A 20,313-nucleotide genomic window follows, 5' to 3' on the forward strand; every position below is an offset into this window, starting at 1 on the left:
AAGAACACTACTTACCCCACAATCTCCGGGAATTATCTTCGATTCTGCTGCTTAAACGTCGCTTCTGCATCGTTCTTGTCCAGCTGGTCGATAGCCCCGCCGCCGACAGCAGGCGATGATACTGCTCGTCATCAAACGGCATATGCCAGGCAATGGCGCAGGCGTCGTAAACAGACACCTCACTCAGGCGTGATACCAGCTCGAGCTGCGCATCTGCTGAGACCTGCCCTGCCAGCACCACCCGGTACAGCCAGCCGGTTTTACCCACGCTTTGCATCTGAGCCGACATGTCATGAATACCGAAATGGAAGTTGAGCTTGAAGCACGGCGAGCGCGGCTGCGTCACTTGGATCAGGGCATCGCCCCAGCGGTAAATATCACCAATAAATACATTCTTTTCGGTGAGCCCTTCGGTGGAGAGATTCTCGCCAAACGCGGGGGCAACGAAGAGATCCGCCTGTTCGGGGAACTCGTTTTTCCAGTACTGATAGTGTTCGCGCGGATAGTGGCACAGCGCGCGCTCGGGCCCGCCGTGGATTTTCTTTTCTGCCTGCTCGTCACCCGCAAGCCCGAGGTCGGTTAACGTCAGCTCACCGTCGACCTGAATTTTGGCGATGGCGCTCGGGCGGCTGCCGTCGTACTCCCTTACCTTGCCTGTAAATACATTCACCGGATAATGCATCGCTGCCTCCATTACGCAGATACAAAAAAAGCGAGCCATCAGACTCGCTTCTCACAGGCGTCAATGCAACCTTATTTTTTAGCGGCGAAACGTGCTGCTGCTTCGTCCCAGTTAACCACGTCCCAGAAGGCTTTGATGTAATCCGGGCGACGGTTCTGGAATTTCAGGTAGTAAGCGTGTTCCCACACGTCCAGACCCAGGATTGGGAAGCCGGATGCGCCAGAGATCGCTTCACCCATCAGCGGGGAGTCCTGGTTAGCAGTAGAAACAACCGCCAGTTTGTCACCTTTCAGTACCAGCCACGCCCAGCCGGAGCCGAAACGGGTTGCAGCGGCTTTCTCGAACTCCGCTTTGAAGTTGTCAACGGAACCAAAGTCGCGCTCGATAGCCGCTTTCAGGTCGCCCTGCAGGGTGGTACCGGTTTTCAGGCCTTTCCAGAACAGGCTGTGGTTTGCGTGGCCGCCCGCGTTGTTACGCAGCACGGTTTTCTTGTCCGCTGGCAGCTGGTCCAGCTTGGTGATCAGCTCTTCAACAGGCAGGTTAGCGAACTCTGGCAGGCTTTCCAGCGCGGCGTTCGCGTTATTCACATAGGTCTGGTGGTGTTTAGTGTGATGGATTTCCATCGTCTGCTTGTCGAAATGCGGTTCCAGTGCGTCGTAGGCATACGGCAGGGATGGCAGTGTATAACTCATAATCCTCTCCATTATTGTCGGGCGGCACAGCTGTTAATGCCGCGTAAGCAGTTGGTTCATTATAGTTAATTAAATGATATTGAAAATGATTATCAATGCCGTAGTTTTTATAAGGTTATTCATTTTTTGACCAACGCCGGAATAGTGAGTGGGTTCAGAGCGTTAATGGACTTCCAGCGCCTTATTGCCTGCCGCAATCTCCTCCCTGCTGCTGAGCGTAAACGCCGACACCACCGTAATCGCCAGCACGAAACAGCCCAGCATCAGGTATGTCTCCTGGAAACCGATCCGGTCATACATATTTCCGGCAAACGCGGAGAGGAAGATCGCTGCCGACTGTTTGGCAAACTGGAAGCCTATCAGGTAGATAGTCGCCGAAAGACGCGTATCAAACACCCCGGTGATGTACTTGAAGGCCCCCACCAGCAGGAACGGCACCTCCAGCGCATGCAGCATCTTCAGGGCAATCACTTCTACAGCGGTGGTGGCAAACGACGAGCCGATAATGCGCGTCGCCATAATCACCCCGGCGATGAGCAGCGTGTTTTTCGCGCCGATACGGTTAATGATCCACGGTGAACAAAACATGATGATCGCGTTGCAGATTTCCCCGGCAGTGGTCGCAAAACCAAAGGCGCGAGTGCCCTCCTGCGGCGTGGCGAAGAACGTTTTGAAGAAGGTAGCAAACTGCTGGTCAAAGACGTCATAGACGCAGGCCACGCCAATCACGTACAGAATAAACATCCACATCCTGCGCTGACGGAACAGGCTAAATACCGTTTTCGCGGTGATCTGCGGCTGGTTGGCACCCAGCGCATTCATCACCTGCGCCGTCTGGTTGGGTTTTGGCTTCGCGACCACCAGCAGCAGCATCAACAGCAGCGCCGCCGCCGAACCCATCCAGAAAACATACGACGGATCGATGCCGAACAGGATCCCGCCCGTGGAGGCGCATAGCCCCCAGCCGAGGCAGCCAAACATGCGCGCCTTACCGTACTCAAAAAAACTGTTACGGCTCACGCGTTCAATGTACGCCTCAATGGCCCCTGAGCCCGCCGAAAAGACAAAGCCGATATACATGCCGCCGCTCAGCGCGCCCAGCCAGATGTTGGCTTTTAGTAACGGCGCGAAGACGTAGAGGAAAAAAGGGGCAAACAGGAACAGCAGCACGGAGATGATCCACAGCAGGTGTTTTTTTAGACCCAGTTTATCCGAGATCACCCCAAGCACCGGCTGGAAGGCAATGGCCGAGAGTGAGATGCAGGAAAAGACGATGCCGGTATGGGTTTTGTTCAGGCCGATGATATCCGACAGCCAGATCGGCAGGAACGGAAAGCAGGTGGCCATGATGAAGAAGTAGAGAAAGAAGAACAGCCCGAAGATCCAGAAGTTAGGGTTGTCTTTGTGGGTACAGGTTGTTGTGTTCATTATTTTTATCCTCAACGGAGGGCCGGCTGTCCGGCCCGTCACCTTTACACGCGTTCAACGCCAATCAGAACGGCGGTTTCCGGATCCAGAATCGGCAGCGCAATGCCCGCCTGCATCAGCCACTCGCCGCTCGCCGTTTGCGGTGTTTCCATCCATGCCGGCAGCTTGCGCATGGTATGGCCTCCTTCACCGGTAATGTGAATATCAGGGTGATCGAGCAGCGAAATACGATACTGCGCGCTGGGCTCAAGCCCCGGCATGCGCAGCGGCATCATCAGCGTGTAGTCCGGCATGGCGAGCTGGCTGACGATAAACAGCCCCTGCGTTTTATCTTCGCTCACAATACCCTGTGCCAGCGTACTGGCATCCGGCATATCCACGCGCCATTGTGTGCCCTGATGAATAACCTCGCGCCACTGCCTGTACAGCGCGGCGTAACGGCGATAGCCTTCGCGCTCCTTCTCATCGACGGTGAGGGGGTCAAGTTCCAGCCCCATATGGCCAAACAGCGCCGTCAGACCGCGAAATTCAATGCTGTGCTGGCGGAAGGTAGCGTGACATTTATGATGACCGATATGCGCCCCCATCACCTCCGGCGGAAAGAAATAGCTCATGCCGCGCTGGATGGTGTTGCGCTCCAGCGCATCGTTGTTGTCCGAGGCCCAGAAGCGGTGGCAGCGCGTCAGCACCTCATAGTCAATTCGCCCCCCGCCGGATGAGCAGGATTCAAATTCGATGTGCGGAAAACGTTCACCCAGCACGTCCAGCAGGCGATAAAACTGGCGGGTTTGCGCGTCAGCGGCGGCCTTCCCGTCGTGACCCGGCTGTACCAGCTCACGGTTCATGTCCCACTTCACGTAGTCGACTTCATGTTCACCCAGAAGCCAGCTCATGCGTTCCACAAGATAATCAAATGCTTCCGGGATACTCAGATTGAGCACCAGCTGGTGCCGCCCGGTGTGTTGTTTGTAGCCCGGCAGCGCCAGCACCCAGTCAGGGTGCGCGCGGTACAAATCTGAATCTGGGTTGATCATCTCCGGCTCAACCCAGATGCCAAACTCCATGCCGAGCCGTTTGACGTGGTCGATCACCGGCGTCAGGCCGTTCGGGTATTTTTTCTCATCCAGGTACCAGTCGCCCAGCGCGGCATGGTCGTCGTTACGACCTTTGAACCAGCCGTCGTCGATGATAAAGCGCTCCACACCCAACGTCGCCGCCTCGTCGGCCATGCGCATGATGTAGTCCGGATCGTGGTTGAAGTAGATCCCTTCCCAGGTATTGAGGTGCACCGGGCGCGGTTTGTTTTCCGGGAAGCGGATAACGTTGTTGCGCAGGTAGCGATGAAACGGCTGGCTCATGCCGTTCAGGCCATGCGTGGAATAGCTGGCATACAGGCGCGGCGTCCAGAGCGTATCGCCCTCCTCAACCGCCATTTCGCCCGGCAGGTAGAGCGCTTCGGCCTGCAGGTAGCGACGACCATCGGTTTTCGCTTCCGCGCGCAGGCGGTGGTTGCCGCTCCAGCCCAGATGCACGCCCCAGACGTCACCCTGCATTTCGCTAAACGACGGCGTACCGGCAATCAGCGCCGGGAAGTGCTCGTGGGAGGTTTTACCCCGACGGTTTTCAATCACGAAGCTGTCGTGTTCAAGCTTTACGCGGTGCGGCTGAAATTCCCTGATCCAGCGTCCGTGGAAGGCCATCACCTCCTGCGCGCGTTCGGCCACCGGCAGCGTGACGGCGAAACGGTCCACCTGCCAGGGGATCGCTTTCAGGTTCGTTAAACCGTGACGAACCACCAGCACGCCGCTGGCATCCAGCGCCAGTTCACTGGTCAGACGCAGGCCCGCATGTTCATCTTCCGCCGTCACCGTCAGGGTTTGTCCTGACTGCTGTACGTCTGTGGTGGTGAACATGGGTGAACCGTCCAGCCCCTGCCGATGCCCCTCAATGCCGGGAGCACCAAACAGACCGTGCCCCAGCTCGGCCATCAGCGTGACCGGGGAGTCGACGTCAAGCCTGCCGTTGGCAACAGGGCGCGCGAGCATAGCAACATCCTGTGGCGAAAAGTGCTGAAGGTGCGGCCCCCAGTAGAGAATTTCGGCGAACGGGTACGTTTTGATCACCACGTCTACCGTGTTGCTTTCAAGTCGTAAAACGGAATCTTGCATCAGACATCTCCTGTCATCGGGATGATCTGAGTGTTGATCCGAAACGTTTCGGATACAAACCAAAACGTTTCGGTTTTGTGATCGGCTTTAGAAAATGGAGAGATTCAGGCCGTCTGGCCGGGAAAGAATTCGGGCTGCCAAAGCACCTGAAGCCGTTCAATATCGTCGCCGTTAATCAGCTGACGCACCATATCGGCAATCTGTTTCCCGACGCCCTGGCGGGTGGACTGGATCACTGCCGCCACGTCAGCATCGACGATACTGTCCTGCGGGAGCCCGTCATAAACAACCAACGCAACAGCGTTCTCGCCGGTCAGACGGCCCAGCTCTGTCAGCGCCATCGCCGCGCCGTCACCGTGAGTGTTGCAGTCGGTAATGATGGCCGTGGGCGGCTGCGACAGCGAGAGAAGCTCTTTCGTGGTGGCATAACCCACGCGGCGCGAAGGGGGCATGGCGCGCAGCCATTCGCTGGAAAGCCCGGCTTCCCGCAACGCTTCCAGATAGCCCTGACGACGCTGGGTGATGAATGCCTGATTGTTGCTTTCGCCCAGTAGGGCAATGCGCTGATGGCCTTTCCCGATTAGCCAGCGTGTAGCATTGTACGTACCGGCATAGTTGTCGAAGTCGAACCACGCGTACGGCTGCGGTAGCTGACTGCGACCAAGCGCCAGAAAGGGAAATCCAGCGGCCTGCAGCTGCTCAAGTCGCGGATCGCGATCCAACGTGTGGGCCACAATCAGCGCATCCACGCGGCGGCTTTGCACCATGCGCATATAGCTGTGCTTATCCGCAAGATCGTCGTCGGCGATAAGCAATAAGTCGATCTCATGTCGCACCAGTTCGTGGCTAATTTCGCCGACCATGTCCATAAATACGCTGTTATTGAGCGGAACAGGATGGACCGGGAACACCAGCCCAACGGCATCAATTTTTCCCATCTTCAGGCGGCGGGCGAAGGTGTTAGGCCGATAGCCGCGTCGCTGGGCTTCCGCTTCTACGCGAGCGCGCGTCTCGGCGGAGACGTCGTCATATCCGTTGAGGGCGCGGCTGACGGTGGTGACTGACAGCCCCAGTTCTTTGGCAATGGCTTTAAGCGACATGAGTTTCCGTATCTCTGTTAGTTTTGTTCCGCCACCAGCAGCGCGTAAGTGTCTGGCTCCAGGGCCTTGAAGATGTGCGGCTGGTCGGCGGGATAACAAATATAATCCCCTGCGCCGAGCTCTTCCGCCGCGTCGAGCAGGCCGACCAGCGCCCGGCCCTGCGTCACAATAATATGTTCAACAGAGCCCGGCGGATGCGGCTGAGAAATACGATCTGCGCCCGGTTGGGTCATCAGAAGATAGACATCGCGGCGCGCGCCGGGAGGGCATGCCGCCAGTAAAATGGCTTCATAATTAGCCTGTCCGGCGACCACTTTCGTCCCTTCACCACGGCGGATCACCTGCGTGGTCGGCAACTGCGGCTCAAGCAGGCGGGCGAAAGGAATATCCAGCGCCACGCACAGCGACCACAGCGTTTCCAGGCTAGGGTTACCGTTGCCGGACTCCAGCTGGGAAAGAGTGGATTTAGCGATCCCGGCACGGCGGGCAATTTCCGCGAGCGAAAGCCCGGTGCGCAGACGTTCCCGCACCAGACTTTTAGCGATCAGGCTGATTGGCTGCGTCATATAACGGCCTCTTGTTCTATAAAACGAACGAATCGTTCGCCTTGAAAATCAGTTTCGTTGCGTTCATTATAATGGATACACGTTCGATATGGCTAAAAATGTATGAAGCATCATCTCTCTTGTCTGAAAGGCGACACCATAAAAGCAATCATCCTGGTCTGCCTCGCGGTGGGCGTGGTGGGAATGTCCTACGGCTCGCTGGCGATGGCCTACGGTTTCCCGGTCTGGGTGCCGTTTGTGCTCTCCATCACCGTACTCGCGGGCGCGTCAGAGTTTATGTTTATCGGCATTGTAGCAAGCGGCGGTAACCCGCTGGCGGCTGCAGCCGCGGGTTTGCTGGTCAACGCGCGCCACGTGCCGTTTGGCGTGACGGTGCGAGAGCTGGTCGGTAAGCGCGGTCTGAGCCTGTTGGGCTGCCACATCATGAACGACGAAAGCGTGGTGTTTGGCCTGTCGCAAAAAACCGCCGAGCAGCGTAAAGCCGCCTACTGGCTGTGCGGTTTAGGCGTCGCCATCGTCTGGCCGCTTGGCGCGCTGCTGGGTGCCATGGTCGGCAAACTGCTGCCGGACCCGGAAACCATAGGCCTGGATGCGGTATTCCCGGCGATACTGCTGGCATTAGTGGTTCCCGCATTTAAAAACCGCACCACGCTGATACGCGCCTGCAGCGGTGCCGTTCTGTCGCTGGCCGCGGTGCCGTTTGCCCCCGTAGGTCTGCCGGTACTGCTCTCTTTACTCGGTCTTGCCGCGAGGAAAAAATAATGGAAAACATGACGTTCTTTATTCTCGGCATCGCCATTTTGTCTGCGGGAACCTATTTGATGCGTCTTGGCGGAGCGAAACTGGGCAGCAGGCTGGCATTGTCAGAGCGTTCACAGGCGCTGCTGTCAGATGCGGCAACGGTATTGCTGTTTTCCGTGGCGCTGGCGACCACGTTTTATGAGGGTGACCACTTTGCCGGCATGGCGCGCGTGCTGGGCGTGGCGTTTGCAGTGTTTTTGGCCTGGCGAAAGATGCCGTTAATTGTGGTGATCGTAGCGGCGGCAGTGGTAACCGCGCTGCTGCGCGTGGCGGGCATAAACTAAAAAAGCGCCCCGGGGGCGCTCTTTCGACGATTGGACAGCTTATTTAGTCAGTTCAGCGGTCATGTGTACGCGGTTACCTGAGAACGCCTGGGTAATTTTGTACGATGACGCGCCGGCTTCCTGAGCCTGAGCCGCGATTTTAGCTTCTGCGCCATCAATGGTAGAGGCGGTTGCGGTTACGGTCTGTGCAGCGAAAGAACCGAAAGAAGCAGCCAGAGCGATTACAGCGACAAAAGTTTTGATGCTTTTCATGTTATAAACCCTTTCATTAAGTTGTTTAGGTAAGGCACTGTGCCTTGATGAGATAAATACTAGACCTCATCATGAACAACTAAAAGCGGAAGGATTTGCTATTATCATTCAAAATTATTGATCAACTATTAATCGTTGTGGATGGGTATAAATGGTCGCCCTTCCCGGCTTGCAGAAGCCCACCAGCGTCAGGTTGCAGCGCTCCGCCACCTCCACCGCCAGCGTTGTTGCGGCTGAGACCGCAAACAGAATTTCCACACCGCACATCGCGGATTTTTGCACCATCTCGTAGCTGGCGCGGCTGGAAACGAGTGCTGCCCCCTGCTTCCAGACCTCACTTTCACGTGCCCGGCGGCCGAGCAGCTTATCCAGCGCCACGTGGCGGCCAACGTCCTCATGTCCCCCGGCAATATCCCCCGACGGCAACACCCATGCCGCCGCGTGCGTGCAGCCGCTCAGCTGGCCGATGGGCTGTACATCATTCAGGTGCTCAAGCGCAGGGTCGAGGTGCGCCAGATCAAAGGTCTGAGTAAACGGCAGTGGCGCAACAGGTTTACCAATATCGTTGAGCTGCTCAACGCCGCACACGCCACAGCCGGTACGCCCGGCCAGCGCGCGACGGCGCTCCTTGAGTCCCATAAAGCGGCGGCTGGAGAGCTCGATTTGCACTTCCAGGCCGTTGCAGGCCTGCACCACGTCCATGCCATAGATATCTTGCGGATGGTCAATGATGCCTTCCGAGAGGGAAAAACCGATGGCGAACAGCTCAAGATCTTTCGGAGACGCCATCATCACCACATGTGAAATACCGTTGTAAACGAGCGCAACGGGCACTTCTTCCGCCAGAAAATCCGGCGTGGCATGGGTGATGTGGGGCGGTCTGTGTACCGAAAGTTCCACAATACCCGCAGGTAGTGGTGACGAGTGGGGAGCACGGTTTTGTTTAGACACAGCGGTATTCCTGAACAACCACGGAGGTGAGCGTGCTATTGCAGCATAAACCACAGGCTGTATGCATAGTATGGATCAACTTTTCGACAACCATTCTCCTACTCATTTAGCAGGGGTGCAACCTGACACTGGCTACACCGCTTTAACATGCAGAGCTTTTAATGTGATCAATATCACACTTTATAATCAACATGGTGATAATACGTTCACTTTGTATTAACGCCATTAGAACAGCGGTACCGACAATGTGGTATTCTGATGATATCCCTCGTGGAATTGAGGGATTAACGCAAATTTTTTCCTTTGCGGTCATTCTTCAGCCGCGAAGTCAAAACTACATATGTAAGCAATGTCGAAACAAGGAGTGACCCATGCAGGTCAGCAGAAGGCAGTTCTTTAAGATCTGCGCTGGCGGTATGGCAGGCACCACGGCAGCGGCACTGGGCTTTGCGCCCGGCGTAGCGCTGGCGGAAACGCGGCAGTATAAACTGCTGCGCACCCGTGAAACCCGTAATACCTGTACGTACTGCTCTGTCGGTTGCGGGCTGTTAATGTATAGCCTCGGCGACGGTGCTAAAAACGCCAAAGCGTCTATTTTCCATATCGAAGGCGACCCGGATCATCCGGTTAACCGCGGCGCATTGTGCCCGAAAGGGGCCGGTCTGGTGGACTTTATCCACTCCGAAAGCCGTCTCAAATTCCCTGAATATCGTGCGCCTGGATCCGACAAATGGCAGCAAATCAGCTGGGAAGAGGCGTTTGACCGCATCGCAAAACACATTAAAGAAGACCGCGATGCCAACTTTGTTGAGAAGAATGCCGACGGCGTCACGGTCAACCGCTGGCTCTCCACCGGGATGCTGTGTGCCTCCGCTTCAAGCAACGAAACCGGTTATTTAACCCAGAAATTTACGCGCGCACTCGGTATGCTCGCGGTCGACAACCAGGCGCGTGTCTGACACGGACCAACGGTAGCAAGTCTTGCTCCAACATTTGGTCGCGGTGCGATGACCAACCACTGGGTCGACATCAAGAACGCCAACCTCATTGTGGTGATGGGCGGTAACGCCGCTGAAGCGCACCCTGTCGGGTTCCGCTGGGCGATGGAAGCCAAAATCCACAACGGTGCGAAACTGATTGTGATCGATCCCCGCTTTACGCGTACTGCGTCAGTGGCGGATTTCTACACCCCTATTCGTTCAGGTACTGACATCACTTTCCTGTCAGGCGTATTGCTGTACCTGATGACCAACGAAAAATATAACCGCGAATACACCGAAGCCTATACCAACGCCAGCCTGATCGTGCGTGAGGATTACCACTTCGAAGATGGCCTGTTCAGCGGTTACGACGCCGAAAAACGCAAATACGACAAAACCAGCTGGAACTACGAGCTGGATGAAAAAGGCTTTGCGAAGCGCGACACCACCCTGCAGCATCCGCGCTGCGTGTGGAACCTGCTGAAAGAGCACGTTTCCCGCTACACGCCTGAGGTTGTCGAAAACATCTGCGGTACGCCGAAGGCGGACTTCCTGAAGGTGTGCGAGCTTATCGCCGAAACCAGCGCGAAGGACAAAACCGCGTCGTTCCTGTACGCCCTCGGCTGGACGCAACACTCCATCGGTTCGCAGAACATCCGTACCATGGCGATGGTTCAGCTCCTGCTCGGCAACATGGGTATGGCTGGCGGCGGCGTGAACGCCCTGCGCGGTCACTCCAACATTCAGGGTCTGACTGACCTCGGCCTGCTGTCTCAAAGCCTGCCGGGTTACATGAGCCTGCCAAGCGAGAAACAGACCGACCTGCAAACCTACCTGACGGCCAGCACGCCTAAACCGCTGCTTGAAGGCCAGGTGAACTACTGGGGCAACTATCCGAAGTTCTTCGTCTCGATGATGAAAGCGTTCTTCGGTGATAAAGCGACGGCTGAAAACAGCTGGGGCTTTGACTGGCTGCCGAAGTGGGACAAAGGTTATGACGTTCTGCAGTATTTCGAGATGATGCACCAGGGCAAAGTGAACGGCTATTTGTGCCAGGGCTTTAACCCGGTGGCCTCGTTCCCTAACAAGAACAAGGTTGTTGAGTCGCTGTCGAAACTGAAGTTCCTGGTGACGATTGACCCGCTCAATACCGAGACCTCGACCTTCTGGCAGAATCACGGCGAATCGAACGACGTCGATCCGTCGAAGATTCAGACCGAAGTGTTCCGTCTGCCGTCAACCTGCTTCGCGGAAGAGAACGGGTCGATCGTTAACTCCGGACGCTGGCTGCAGTGGCACTGGAAAGGTGCGGACGCCCCGGGCATCGCCATGAACGACGGCGAGATCCTGGCCGGCATCTTCTTACGCCTGCGTAAGATGTATGCGGAAGAAGGCGGCGCGAACCCGGAACCCGTGCTGAACATGACCTGGAACTACTCGACGCCGGAAAATCCTGCGCCAGAAGAAGTGGCGATGGAGAGCAACGGTAAGGCGCTGGCGGACGTTATCGACCCGGCCACCGGCACCGTACTGGCGAAGAAAGGCGATCAGCTCAGCACCTTCGCGCACCTGCGCGATGATGGTACCACCTCCAGCGGCTGCTGGATCTTTGCCGGTAGCTGGACGCCGAAGGGCAACCAGATGGCAAACCGCGATAACGCCGACCCGTCGGGCCTTGGCAATACGCTGGGCTGGGCATGGGCGTGGCCGCTCAACCGCCGCATCCTCTATAACCGCGCATCCGCTGACCCGCAGGGTAACCCGTGGGATCCGAAGCGTCAGCTTCTGAAGTGGGACGGTGCGAAATGGGGCGGCGTGGATATTCCAGACTACAGCACTGCCGCACCGGGCAGCGACGTTGGTCCATTTATCATGCAGCCTGAGGGGATGGGGCGTCTGTTTGCTATCGATAAGATGGCGGAAGGTCCGTTCCCGGAACACTACGAGCCGTTTGAGACGCCGCTGGGCACCAACCCGCTGCACCCGAACGTGGTCTCAAACCCGGCAGCCCGTATCTTCAAAGGCGACTTTGAAGCGCTGGGTAAAAAGGACAAGTTCCCGTACGTGGGCACCACCTACCGTCTGACCGAGCACTTCCACTACTGGACCAAGCACGCGCTACTTAACGCGATCGCGCAGCCGGAACAGTTTGTGGAGATCGGTGAGAAGCTGGCGAACAAGCTCGGCATTGCCCATGGCGATACCGTGAAGGTCTCCTCTAACCGTGGCTATATTAAAGCCAAGGCGGTGGTGACTAAGCGTATTCGCACGCTGAACGTTCACGGTCAGCAGGTGGATACCATCGGTATTCCGATTCACTGGGGCTATGAGGGCGTGGCGAAGAAAGGGTTCATTGCGAACACCCTGACGCCGTTCGTCGGTGATGCGAACACGCAGACGCCGGAGTTTAAGGCCTTCCTCGTGAACGTGGAAAAGGTGTAACGGAGACGACTTATGGCTTATCAATCTCAAGACATTATCCGTCGTTCCGCGACTAATGGTTTCACGCCCGCGCCTCAGGCGCGGGACCACCAGCAGGAAGTGGCGAAGCTTATCGACGTGACCACCTGTATCGGCTGTAAAGCCTGTCAGGTGGCCTGCTCTGAGTGGAACGATCTGCGTGACGAAGTGGGTCACAACGTCGGGGTGTACGACAACCCGGCGGACCTGACCGCCAAGTCCTGGACGGTGATGCGTTTCTCGGAAGTGGAGCAGAACGACAAACTGGAATGGCTTATTCGCAAAGACGGCTGTATGCACTGTGCGGATCCGGGCTGCCTGAAGGCATGTCCGTCAGAAGGGGCTATCATTCAGTATGCCAACGGCATCGTCGACTTCCAGTCCGAACAGTGCATCGGCTGCGGCTACTGCATCGCGGGCTGTCCGTTCGACGTACCGCGCCTGAACCCGGAAGACAACCGCGTCTACAAATGCACCCTGTGCGTTGACCGCGTAACCGTCGGCCAGGAACCTGCATGCGTGAAGACCTGCCCAACCGGCGCTATCCACTTTGGCTCCAAAGAGGATATGAAAACGCTGGCGGCAGAGCGCGTGGGCGAGCTGAAAACCCGTGGTTACGACAACGCGGGCCTGTACGATCCGGCCGGGGTTGGCGGTACGCACGTGATGTACGTGCTGCACCACGCCGACAAGCCGAATCTGTATCACGGTCTGCCGGAGAACCCGGAAATCAGCGCCACCGTGAAGTTCTGGAAAGGCATCTGGAAACCGCTGGCAGCGGTCGGTTTTGCTGCCACCTTCGCAGCGAGCATCTTCCACTACGTCGGCGTCGGTCCGAACCGCGCGGAAGAGGAAGACGACAACCTGCATGAAGAGAAAGACGAGGTGCGCAAATGAGAAAACGTGACACCATCGTGCGCTACACCGCGCCGGAACGCATCAACCACTGGGTCACCGCCTTCTGCTTCATGCTGGCGGCGATAAGCGGGCTGGGGTTCTTCTTCCCGTCCTTCAACTGGCTGATGCAGATCATGGGGACTCCACAGCTGGCGCGCATCCTGCACCCGTTTGTGGGCGTCATTATGTTCGCGTCTTTCATCATCATGTTTTTCCGCTACTGGCACCATAACCTAATCAATCGGGATGATATCTTTTGGGCGAAGAATATTCGTAAGATCGTCGTCAACGAGGAAGTGGGTGACACCGGGCGTTATAACTTCGGCCAGAAATGCGTATTCTGGGCGGCGATTATCTTCCTGGTCCTGTTGCTGGTGAGCGGCGTGATCATCTGGCGTCCGTACTTTGCGCCTGCTTTCTCAATCCCGGTGATCCGATTCGCGCTGATGCTGCATTCATTTGCCGCAGTGGCGTTAATTGTGGTTATCATGGTGCATATCTACGCCGCCCTTTGGGTGAAAGGCACCATTACCGCGATGGTGGAAGGATGGGTAACCAGTACGTGGGCGAAGAAACATCACCCGCGCTGGTACCGTGAAGTCCGCCAGAAACAGGAAAAGTCATCTGAATGAGTATTCGCATAATCCCGCAAGATGAGCTGGGGTCGAGCGAGAAACGCACGGCGGATTATATTCCGCCGTTGTTATTCCCCAGACTCAAGAACCTCTACAACCGCCGCGCAGAGCGTCTGCGCGAGCTGGCAGAGAACAACCCGCTGGGCGATTTTCTGCGCTTTGCCGCGCTGGTCGCCCATGCGCAGGAAGTGGTGCTGTACGACCACCCGCTGCAAATGGATCTGACCGCGCGTATCAAAGAAGCCAACGCGCAGGGCAAGCCGCCGTTGGACATTCACGTCCTGCCGCGCGACAAGCACTGGCAAAAGCTGCTGCATTCGCTGATTGCCGAGCTGAAGCCGGAGATGAGCGGAACCGCGCTGGCGGTCATTGAGAATCTGGAAAAAGCCTCTGACCTGGAGCTGGAAGAGATGGCGAGCGCGCTGTTTGCCTCCGACTTTGCTCTGGTGAGCAGCGATAAAGCGCCGTTTATCTGGGCTGCGCTGTCGCTTTACTGGGCGCAAATGGCGAGCCTGATCCCCGGCAAAGCTCGCGCCGAATACGGCGAGGCGCGCCAGTTCTGCCCGGTCTGCGGCTCCATGCCGGTATCGAGCATGGTGCAAATCGGCACCACTCAGGGGCTGCGCTACCTGCACTGCAACCTGTGTGAAACCGAGTGGCACGTGGTTCGCATCAAGTGCAGCAACTGCGAGCAGACCCGCGATCTGAACTACTGGTCGCTGGAAAATGAAGAAGCAGCAGTGAAAGCTGAAAGCTGCGGCGACTGTGGCACTTACCTGAAGATTCTGTATCAGGAAAAAGACCCGAAAGTCGAAGCGGTGGCCGACGATCTTGCCTCGCTGATTCTGGACGCGAAGATGGAGCAGGAGGGATTCGCCCGCAGCTCGATCAACCCGTTCCTGTTCCCGGGTGAAGGGGAATAACTCCCTGTTACAGTGCCGGGCGGCGCGTGCTTGCCCGGCCTGCAGTTCGACAGCATTACCCGCCGTCTTTCATGTCAGATGCTCTCCATTCTCGTTGAGAGACGCGTTATCGCCTTTGCGAGCCGCTTTCCAGATTGTTGCCCTCAACAATATTCTTGTTTTCTTTTGAATCAAACCAGGCTATAAAACTGTTTATCCATACAGTAAAAGGGAATTTTCATGGCGCTGGAACAGGGTATTGCACAGCTGGTTCAGGGATTTATCGCTGCAGGGCGACCCTCGTCACGTCGCCAGAGCGTTGAGGTGCGACGAGCAGGTTATATTGCCAGCACGGGGCTTGCCGGGGAGACCGAAACGCGCGTTCAGGTGGAGACGCTTGTTCTTGAGGGTCTTACCATTCGGGTATTTTCACCTCTCAATGCGCCTGAAATATTGCCTGCTGCCATTTACTATCATGGTGGATGTTTCATCAGCGGCGGCTTTGATACCCATGACAACCAACTCCGCCAGTTAGCCTGCTACGGCAATTGCCGGGTGATCGCGATTCAGTACAGGCTGGCCCCGGAGCATATTTTCCCCGCAGCACATGACGATGCGGAAAAAGGTGCAGATCTGGTCTGGCATTATGCGGACAAACTGGGCGTGGATAAAAACCGGATCACACTTTGCGGAGACAGCGCAGGAGGCCATCTTGCGCTGGTGACGTCATTGCGGCTCAACGCGAAAGGACGATGGAAACCCGCGCAGCTCATTCTTATCTATCCCATGCTCGACGCCACCGCCAGTTTTGAAAGCTATGCCCTCAATGGCACGGATTACATTATCACCCGCGATACCCTGCTCAGCGGGTATGAAATGTACCTCGCCGACATCGACCGCCAGCATCCCGAAGCGAGCCCGCTGTGGCGCGATGATTTTTACGGACTTCCGCCAGTGCACATCATTACCGCAGAGTACGATCCGCTATGCGATGAGGGAGAAATGTTATATCAGCATTTGACTGAGCAGGGTGTGAAGTGTACCGCTCAGCGCTGGCTGGGCGTCATCCATGGCTTCTTTCAGCTTGGCGGCGTTAGCCAGTCTGCGCGAGACGTTATGCGGGATATCGCCGGGCGGATTCAGCACGCCCGGATAACGTGAACAGAAGATTACTCCTCCTCGTTCCCGCCCTCTTCATACGCGCCAAAAGGCTTCGCCGGAAGAACGATATAGGTGCCTTCAAACACCGCGCCCGGTGTTTTATCGCCAAATAGTTCAACCTGCATTTGTACGCGAGCCTTGCGGCCGCGTGCCAGGCGATCCAGATCGCCGCCCAGCGATCCCAGATCGGCCACCGCGCTCGGTTTACCGCTGATCGGTGCGCTATAGCGGATATGAGCATCAGCAAGAATGATGGTGCCACCCAGATGGCGCTCGCGCAGCATCAGCCAGATAAGTCCCCAGCCGGTGAGCGTGGCCAGTGAGAACAGACTTCCAGCAAAGAGGGTGTGGTGGGGGTTCTGATTGCCAGTTTCCGGCATGGTGGTAATAAATTTTTGTCCGGTGTACTGCTGAATGCGCACGCCCATTTTTTCGCTGAGCGGAATGTGCTGATACCAGGCCTGCTGCAGCTGTCCGCACCAGTCGGCGCGATGAAGAATATCATCCAGCGTGGCGATGGGTTTGATCATCAAAAAATGACGAATCGGGGTGGTTTGCGGGGTTGTGATCTCCCCCTGATTCACAAAACCGAGTTTAGCGAAGAATTCCACGGCATCTTCGCGGGCGCTACAGGTAACGCGCTTAACGCCTTCCTGACGGGCGACGGATTCCAGGGTCATCGCCATTAGCGTCCCCAGACCTTTGTCCTGCACGGAGGGATGAACCGCCATAAAGCGAATAGACGCTTCGTTATCGGCGTTGATGTACAAACGCCCGACGGCCACGAGGTTGCCGTCTTCGTCCATCACCATCTGATGGTGGGCCATCGCGTCCCAGGCGTCGCGCTCAGAGCCTTTTGGCTGATGTAATGGCTTGCGTAGCATTTCCCAGCGGAACTGGTAATAGGCTTCTAACTCTTCTTCCGTTTGCGGTACTCGAAGGTGATACATAGCTGTACTCTCTCTTGTTACCCGCGGCCATGCCGTAAGTATGCTCATACCTGGAGCCAGAATGTGACGGGGCCATCGTTCACCAGCGATACCTGCATATCTGCAGCGAATCGTCCGGTTTGCGTATTCATTTCCTGCTGGCGACAACGCTCTACAAAGTACTCGTAAAGTGCTTCTGCACGATCCGGCGCGGCGCCTTTCGAGAAACTCGGGCGCATGCCGCGCTCGGTATCCGCTGCCAGCGTAAACTGGGAAACCACCAGCACGCTGCCGCCCGCCTGCTGGACGTTCAGGTTCATCTTGCCTTCCGCATCGCTGAAAATACGGTAGCCCAGTACGCGCTCACACAAGCGGTTGGCTTTTTGCTCGTCGTCATCCTTTTCGACACCTAACAACACCAAAAGTCCTGGGCCAATTTCACCCGTCACCTCTCCCTCCACGGTGACGCTGGCACGGGTTACGCGCTGTATCAATGCAATCATGGTTGGTCTGCTTCTTGTTGTTTTTCAGCTTCTGCTGCTTTTTTAAGTTCGCGGTATACACCGAGAGTGACAGTTATTTCAGCACCAAGCAAGACGATACACCAGGTCCAGTAGACCCAGACAAACAAAATGGGGATCACCGCCAGCACGCCGTAAATCAGCTGATAGGACGGAAACATGGTGATGTAGAGGGCAAACCCTTTCTTACCGAGCTCAAAGAGCAATGCCGCCACCAGCGCCCCAACGACCGCATCGCGGTTGGGCACGCGCGTGGTCGGCACCACGCTATAGAGCAGCCAGAACGAGAGCCACGACAGGATCAACGGAAAGATGCGAAGCACATTATCAATAGCGCCGTTTAAATCACTCGCCCAGCGCAGGGAGAGCAGATAAGAACTGATTGCCAGGCTCGCCCCGGCCAGCAGCGGCCCCAGCGTGAGGATCATCCAGTACACGGCAAAGGAATAGACCTTTGGCCGCGCTTTTTTACTCCGCCAGATCGTGTTTAGCGCGTTATCGATGGCGTACATCAACAGCAGCGCGGTGACGATAAGACCGCACGCCCCCACTGCCGTCATCTTGCTGGAATTAGCAACAAACTGCTCAATGTAGTTCTGGATAACATCCCCGGTTGCCGGAATGAAATTCGCGAAGACAAAATGACGAAGCTGCACGCTGACGTCCGCAAACATCGGAAAGGCGGAAAACAGGGCAAAGATAACCGCCACCAGCGGCACTAACGAGAGTAATGACACGTAGGCGAGGTTACCCGCCAGCGTGGTCATATTGTCCTCATCAATCCGGTGCCAGAGCAGTTTCAGCCAGGCCCGCAGCGGGCGAGTATGGTGCGTGGCTTTTTGATGAACGGTTTTTAGCATAGCTGCTTCGCAAAGTAGTCAGGTATCGTCTCTTTTCCGGTCACCAGAATTGACGTAATACCCAACTGGTTAGCTCCCTCTATATTATCGGCGTTGTCGTCGAAAAAGACCGCATCGGCCGCGGTGAATCCTTCTGACTGCAGAACAGCCTGATAAATTCGCGCTTCAGGCTTACGCATGCCCATCTCCTGCGAGAGATAGATTTTATCAGCCGCCGCCTTAACTTCAGGGTATTCTTCAGGCCAGAACGTGGTATGCAGGCGGTTGGTATTTGATAGCACAACGACACGATGCCCCTGATCGCGCAGTTTGTGCATGATGTCGATCACTTCGGGCCGGATGGCGACAAATACCGCCTGCCAACCGTGGGAAAACTGTTCATAGCTTAACGAAAGCCCCATCTCCTGACAGAAACGTTCAGCGAACTCTTCATCGCTGATTTCGCCGCGTTCATGCTGGTGGAAAGTCTCGCCCATCGCGAAATTCTGCTTTAAGGTCGCCAGCGGCACGCGGCTAAAATCGCTCCATGCGCCCAACACGCGATTAAAATCGATATCGACGATGACGTTTCCTAAATCAAAGATATAAAGCATGTTTATCTCCTGCTCGCCGTGGAGAGGTAACTGTAGCGGGAAAGATAAAGTTTGGCTATGCACGAGATTCAGCTTAGAGGGAGCAGTATGAAGAACAAAAATTTAGCCAGGAAGATGATATTGGCTTACTGGCGATAGGCAGGGATGAGTTTTATTTAAGTTCGATTTTGCGAAGATATACGTTTTAGTTCATTCTGCAAAAAATTATAGAAAAACGCTTCCGTAATATTTTTTCTCATCACCATATTCCCCCATTTTTGCCATGGCAATCCCATTTCGCGCGGCTTTGCTCGAAATCGCAACAAGTTCACTTTACTTAAATTTACATTTAGATACAAATGCTCTATTTATCTTCTTTTTTATAATGATAAATTTACATTACTTTACACATGGAGCTGCACTTTCGTGAATATTAAAAAGGGATACGTCCTCAGTGCCGTTTTAATAGCTTTACTCTGCGCTTTCGCTATTTATTCATACAATGCCTACCGATTTAAAAAAGCCAGCAGAGATATTTTATATCAACTCTCCAGCCAACTGATTGTGAAGCAAGGGCTTGAACCAAAACTTTCAACCCACCTCGTTTTTGATACGTTATATATCGACGGAAACATATCCAAAGATGATGACAAAATCATTGTGGGGCTTATCAGAAAAAACCTTATCCCTGTCAGAACGATATCCATAAACAGTGGTGGTGGCGATGTCGAAACTGCAATAAAAATAGCACAAGTTATTCATGATAAAGAAATTAACATTGAGGTCAGGCGATTATGCCTTTCTTCCTGTGCTAACTATCTTTTCCCAGCGGCAAAAAACAAAATCATCAACTATGGTTCCATTATTGGTTTCCATGGGTCGCCTAATTCTGATGACAATAAGTTAACAACTACGGTTAACGGAGAAATCAATACAGACACAACGATAACAGATCGCATTTTCTCAGAAATAAGAAAAACGGATAAAGCATTCTACAAAGATATAAATGTGTCATGGATGATGCCACTTTGCGGGCAAAAAGAAAATATTGGTGATCCAGACACAGGTCTGTCGACGTACAGCGAAAAGGATTTTACGCGTTTTGGCGTAAAAAACATTTCATTCACGGATGGTGAAATGGTATGGAAAAAGTCTATGGATATTATGGGTATACCTTTTGCTCACTATTGCAAGGAAAATTAATAATGCGTGAACTCAATGAAAGTGAATTAAGTAACGTCAGCGGTGCAGGAATGTGGGGTTCTATCGGTAGTGCGATTGGTGGGATGTTCGGTGGTGGTAGCGCTGGTTGTAATGGCAGCTATTCTCACACCAGCACCACTAACAAAGATGGTTCTCACTCTGAAAGCGGCTTTGTTGAATAAATCAGATTTCGGGTAAGTCTCCCCCGTAGCGGGTTGTGTTTTCAGGCAATACGCACGCTTTCAGGCATACCTGCTTTCGTCATTTTG

At 55.2% G+C, this 20,313-nt stretch carries 21 protein-coding genes; 9 read left to right on the plus strand and 12 right to left on the minus strand.

Annotated features, from left to right (window positions below; translation table 11 throughout):
• Positions 1 to 7: 7 nt before the first annotated feature.
• The 6 genes from yiiM to ACWYRJ_RS05390 all read right to left on the minus strand — a co-directional run bounded on the left by yiiM (position 8) and on the right by ACWYRJ_RS05390 (position 6,636).
• Positions 8 to 682 (minus strand): 6-hydroxyaminopurine reductase, encoded by a 675-nt coding sequence (yiiM, locus tag ACWYRJ_RS05365; protein ID WP_111963953.1) that lies wholly within the window; start codon positions 680 to 682, stop codon positions 8 to 10.
• Positions 683 to 753: 71 nt separating this feature from the next.
• Complete coding sequence (gene sodA / locus ACWYRJ_RS05370) at positions 754 to 1,374, minus strand: superoxide dismutase [Mn] (RefSeq protein ID WP_003861999.1); 621 nt, start codon at positions 1,372 to 1,374, stop codon at positions 754 to 756.
• A gap of 162 nt (positions 1,375 to 1,536) precedes the next feature.
• On the minus strand, positions 1,537 to 2,802 hold the full coding sequence (locus ACWYRJ_RS05375) for an MFS transporter (RefSeq protein ID WP_149367353.1): 1,266 nt from the start codon (positions 2,800 to 2,802) through the stop codon (positions 1,537 to 1,539).
• A gap of 44 nt (positions 2,803 to 2,846) precedes the next feature.
• The gene (locus ACWYRJ_RS05380) at positions 2,847 to 4,970 is read right to left on the minus strand and encodes an alpha-galactosidase (RefSeq protein ID WP_455507529.1); all 2,124 of its coding nucleotides are present in this window, start codon (positions 4,968 to 4,970) and stop codon (positions 2,847 to 2,849) included.
• Positions 4,971 to 5,074: 104 nt separating this feature from the next.
• Positions 5,075 to 6,070: a LacI family DNA-binding transcriptional regulator gene (locus tag ACWYRJ_RS05385; RefSeq protein ID WP_455507530.1), complete on the minus strand. Its 996-nt coding sequence runs from the start codon at positions 6,068 to 6,070 to the stop codon at positions 5,075 to 5,077.
• Between the two features lie 17 nt (positions 6,071 to 6,087).
• Positions 6,088 to 6,636, minus strand: a complete 549-nt coding sequence (locus ACWYRJ_RS05390) for a helix-turn-helix domain-containing protein (RefSeq protein ID WP_023309744.1) — start codon at positions 6,634 to 6,636, stop codon at positions 6,088 to 6,090.
• Between the two features lie 102 nt (positions 6,637 to 6,738).
• Between ACWYRJ_RS05390 and ACWYRJ_RS05395 the strand changes: the two genes are divergently transcribed.
• Both ACWYRJ_RS05395 and ACWYRJ_RS05400 read left to right on the plus strand, forming a co-directional pair.
• Entirely contained in the window at positions 6,739 to 7,398 is a 660-nt protein-coding gene (locus ACWYRJ_RS05395; RefSeq protein WP_008501825.1) for an AzlC family ABC transporter permease, read from the plus strand.
• Positions 7,398 to 7,721, plus strand: a complete 324-nt coding sequence (locus ACWYRJ_RS05400) for an AzlD domain-containing protein (RefSeq protein ID WP_111963949.1) — start codon at positions 7,398 to 7,400, stop codon at positions 7,719 to 7,721. The genes ACWYRJ_RS05395 and ACWYRJ_RS05400 overlap by 1 nt, the downstream gene beginning before the upstream one ends.
• 39 nt (positions 7,722 to 7,760) lie before the next feature.
• On the opposite strand, the gene ACWYRJ_RS05405 is transcribed toward ACWYRJ_RS05400, so the two are convergent.
• Both ACWYRJ_RS05405 and fdhD read right to left on the minus strand, forming a co-directional pair.
• Positions 7,761 to 7,973: a YdgH/BhsA/McbA family protein gene (locus ACWYRJ_RS05405; protein ID WP_047345526.1), complete on the minus strand. Its 213-nt coding sequence runs from the start codon at positions 7,971 to 7,973 to the stop codon at positions 7,761 to 7,763.
• 114 nt (positions 7,974 to 8,087) lie between these two features.
• On the minus strand, positions 8,088 to 8,924 hold the full coding sequence (gene fdhD / locus ACWYRJ_RS05410; protein WP_455507531.1) for a formate dehydrogenase accessory sulfurtransferase FdhD: 837 nt from the start codon (positions 8,922 to 8,924) through the stop codon (positions 8,088 to 8,090).
• A 371-nt stretch (positions 8,925 to 9,295) separates the two neighbouring features.
• Between fdhD and fdnG the strand changes: the two genes are divergently transcribed.
• The 5 genes from fdnG to ACWYRJ_RS05435 all read left to right on the plus strand — a co-directional run bounded on the left by fdnG (position 9,296) and on the right by ACWYRJ_RS05435 (position 15,959).
• Entirely contained in the window at positions 9,296 to 12,346 is a 3,051-nt protein-coding gene (gene fdnG, locus ACWYRJ_RS05415; protein WP_455507532.1) for a formate dehydrogenase-N subunit alpha, read from the plus strand.
• Positions 12,347 to 12,358: 12 nt separating this feature from the next.
• Entirely contained in the window at positions 12,359 to 13,261 is a 903-nt protein-coding gene (gene fdxH, locus ACWYRJ_RS05420; protein ID WP_008501831.1) for a formate dehydrogenase subunit beta, read from the plus strand.
• The gene (fdoI, locus tag ACWYRJ_RS05425) at positions 13,258 to 13,893 is read left to right on the plus strand and encodes a formate dehydrogenase cytochrome b556 subunit (protein ID WP_008501832.1); all 636 of its coding nucleotides are present in this window, start codon (positions 13,258 to 13,260) and stop codon (positions 13,891 to 13,893) included. Before fdxH ends, fdoI begins: the two co-directional genes overlap by 4 nt.
• Complete coding sequence (gene fdhE, locus ACWYRJ_RS05430; protein WP_023309751.1) at positions 13,890 to 14,819, plus strand: formate dehydrogenase accessory protein FdhE; 930 nt, start codon at positions 13,890 to 13,892, stop codon at positions 14,817 to 14,819. Before fdoI ends, fdhE begins: the two co-directional genes overlap by 4 nt.
• Positions 14,820 to 15,038: 219 nt before the next feature.
• The gene (locus ACWYRJ_RS05435) at positions 15,039 to 15,959 is read left to right on the plus strand and encodes an alpha/beta hydrolase (protein ID WP_223580781.1); all 921 of its coding nucleotides are present in this window, start codon (positions 15,039 to 15,041) and stop codon (positions 15,957 to 15,959) included.
• Positions 15,960 to 15,967: 8 nt separating this feature from the next.
• On the opposite strand, the gene fabY is transcribed toward ACWYRJ_RS05435, so the two are convergent.
• Genes fabY through yihX form a run of 4 tightly spaced genes read right to left on the minus strand, consistent with a single transcriptional unit; the run spans position 15,968 to position 18,862 of the window.
• Positions 15,968 to 16,909, minus strand: coding sequence for a fatty acid biosynthesis protein FabY (fabY, locus tag ACWYRJ_RS05440; protein WP_223580783.1), 942 nt, complete (start codon positions 16,907 to 16,909; stop codon positions 15,968 to 15,970).
• Positions 16,910 to 16,953: 44 nt separating this feature from the next.
• Positions 16,954 to 17,391 carry a D-aminoacyl-tRNA deacylase gene (gene dtd, locus ACWYRJ_RS05445; RefSeq protein ID WP_008501836.1) on the minus strand — a complete coding sequence of 146 codons (438 nt, stop codon included), beginning with the start codon at positions 17,389 to 17,391 and terminating at the stop codon, positions 16,954 to 16,956.
• Complete coding sequence (locus ACWYRJ_RS05450; protein ID WP_115876970.1) at positions 17,388 to 18,269, minus strand: virulence factor BrkB family protein; 882 nt, start codon at positions 18,267 to 18,269, stop codon at positions 17,388 to 17,390. The genes dtd and ACWYRJ_RS05450 overlap by 4 nt, the downstream gene beginning before the upstream one ends.
• A complete protein-coding gene (yihX, locus tag ACWYRJ_RS05455; RefSeq protein ID WP_127732662.1) occupies positions 18,263 to 18,862 on the minus strand; it encodes a glucose-1-phosphatase in 600 nt (199 codons plus the stop codon). Before yihX ends, ACWYRJ_RS05450 begins: the two co-directional genes overlap by 7 nt.
• Before the next feature lie 405 nt (positions 18,863 to 19,267).
• Here yihX and ACWYRJ_RS05460 point away from each other — a divergent pair, with 405 nt between their 5' ends.
• A complete protein-coding gene (locus ACWYRJ_RS05460; protein ID WP_455507533.1) occupies positions 19,268 to 20,044 on the plus strand; it encodes a hypothetical protein in 777 nt (258 codons plus the stop codon).
• 2 nt (positions 20,045 to 20,046) lie between these two features.
• On the plus strand, positions 20,047 to 20,226 hold the full coding sequence (locus ACWYRJ_RS05465) for a hypothetical protein (RefSeq protein WP_455507534.1): 180 nt from the start codon (positions 20,047 to 20,049) through the stop codon (positions 20,224 to 20,226).
• Positions 20,227 to 20,313 lie beyond the last annotated feature (87 nt).

The sequence above is a fragment of the Enterobacter sp. genome, assembly GCF_977039595.1.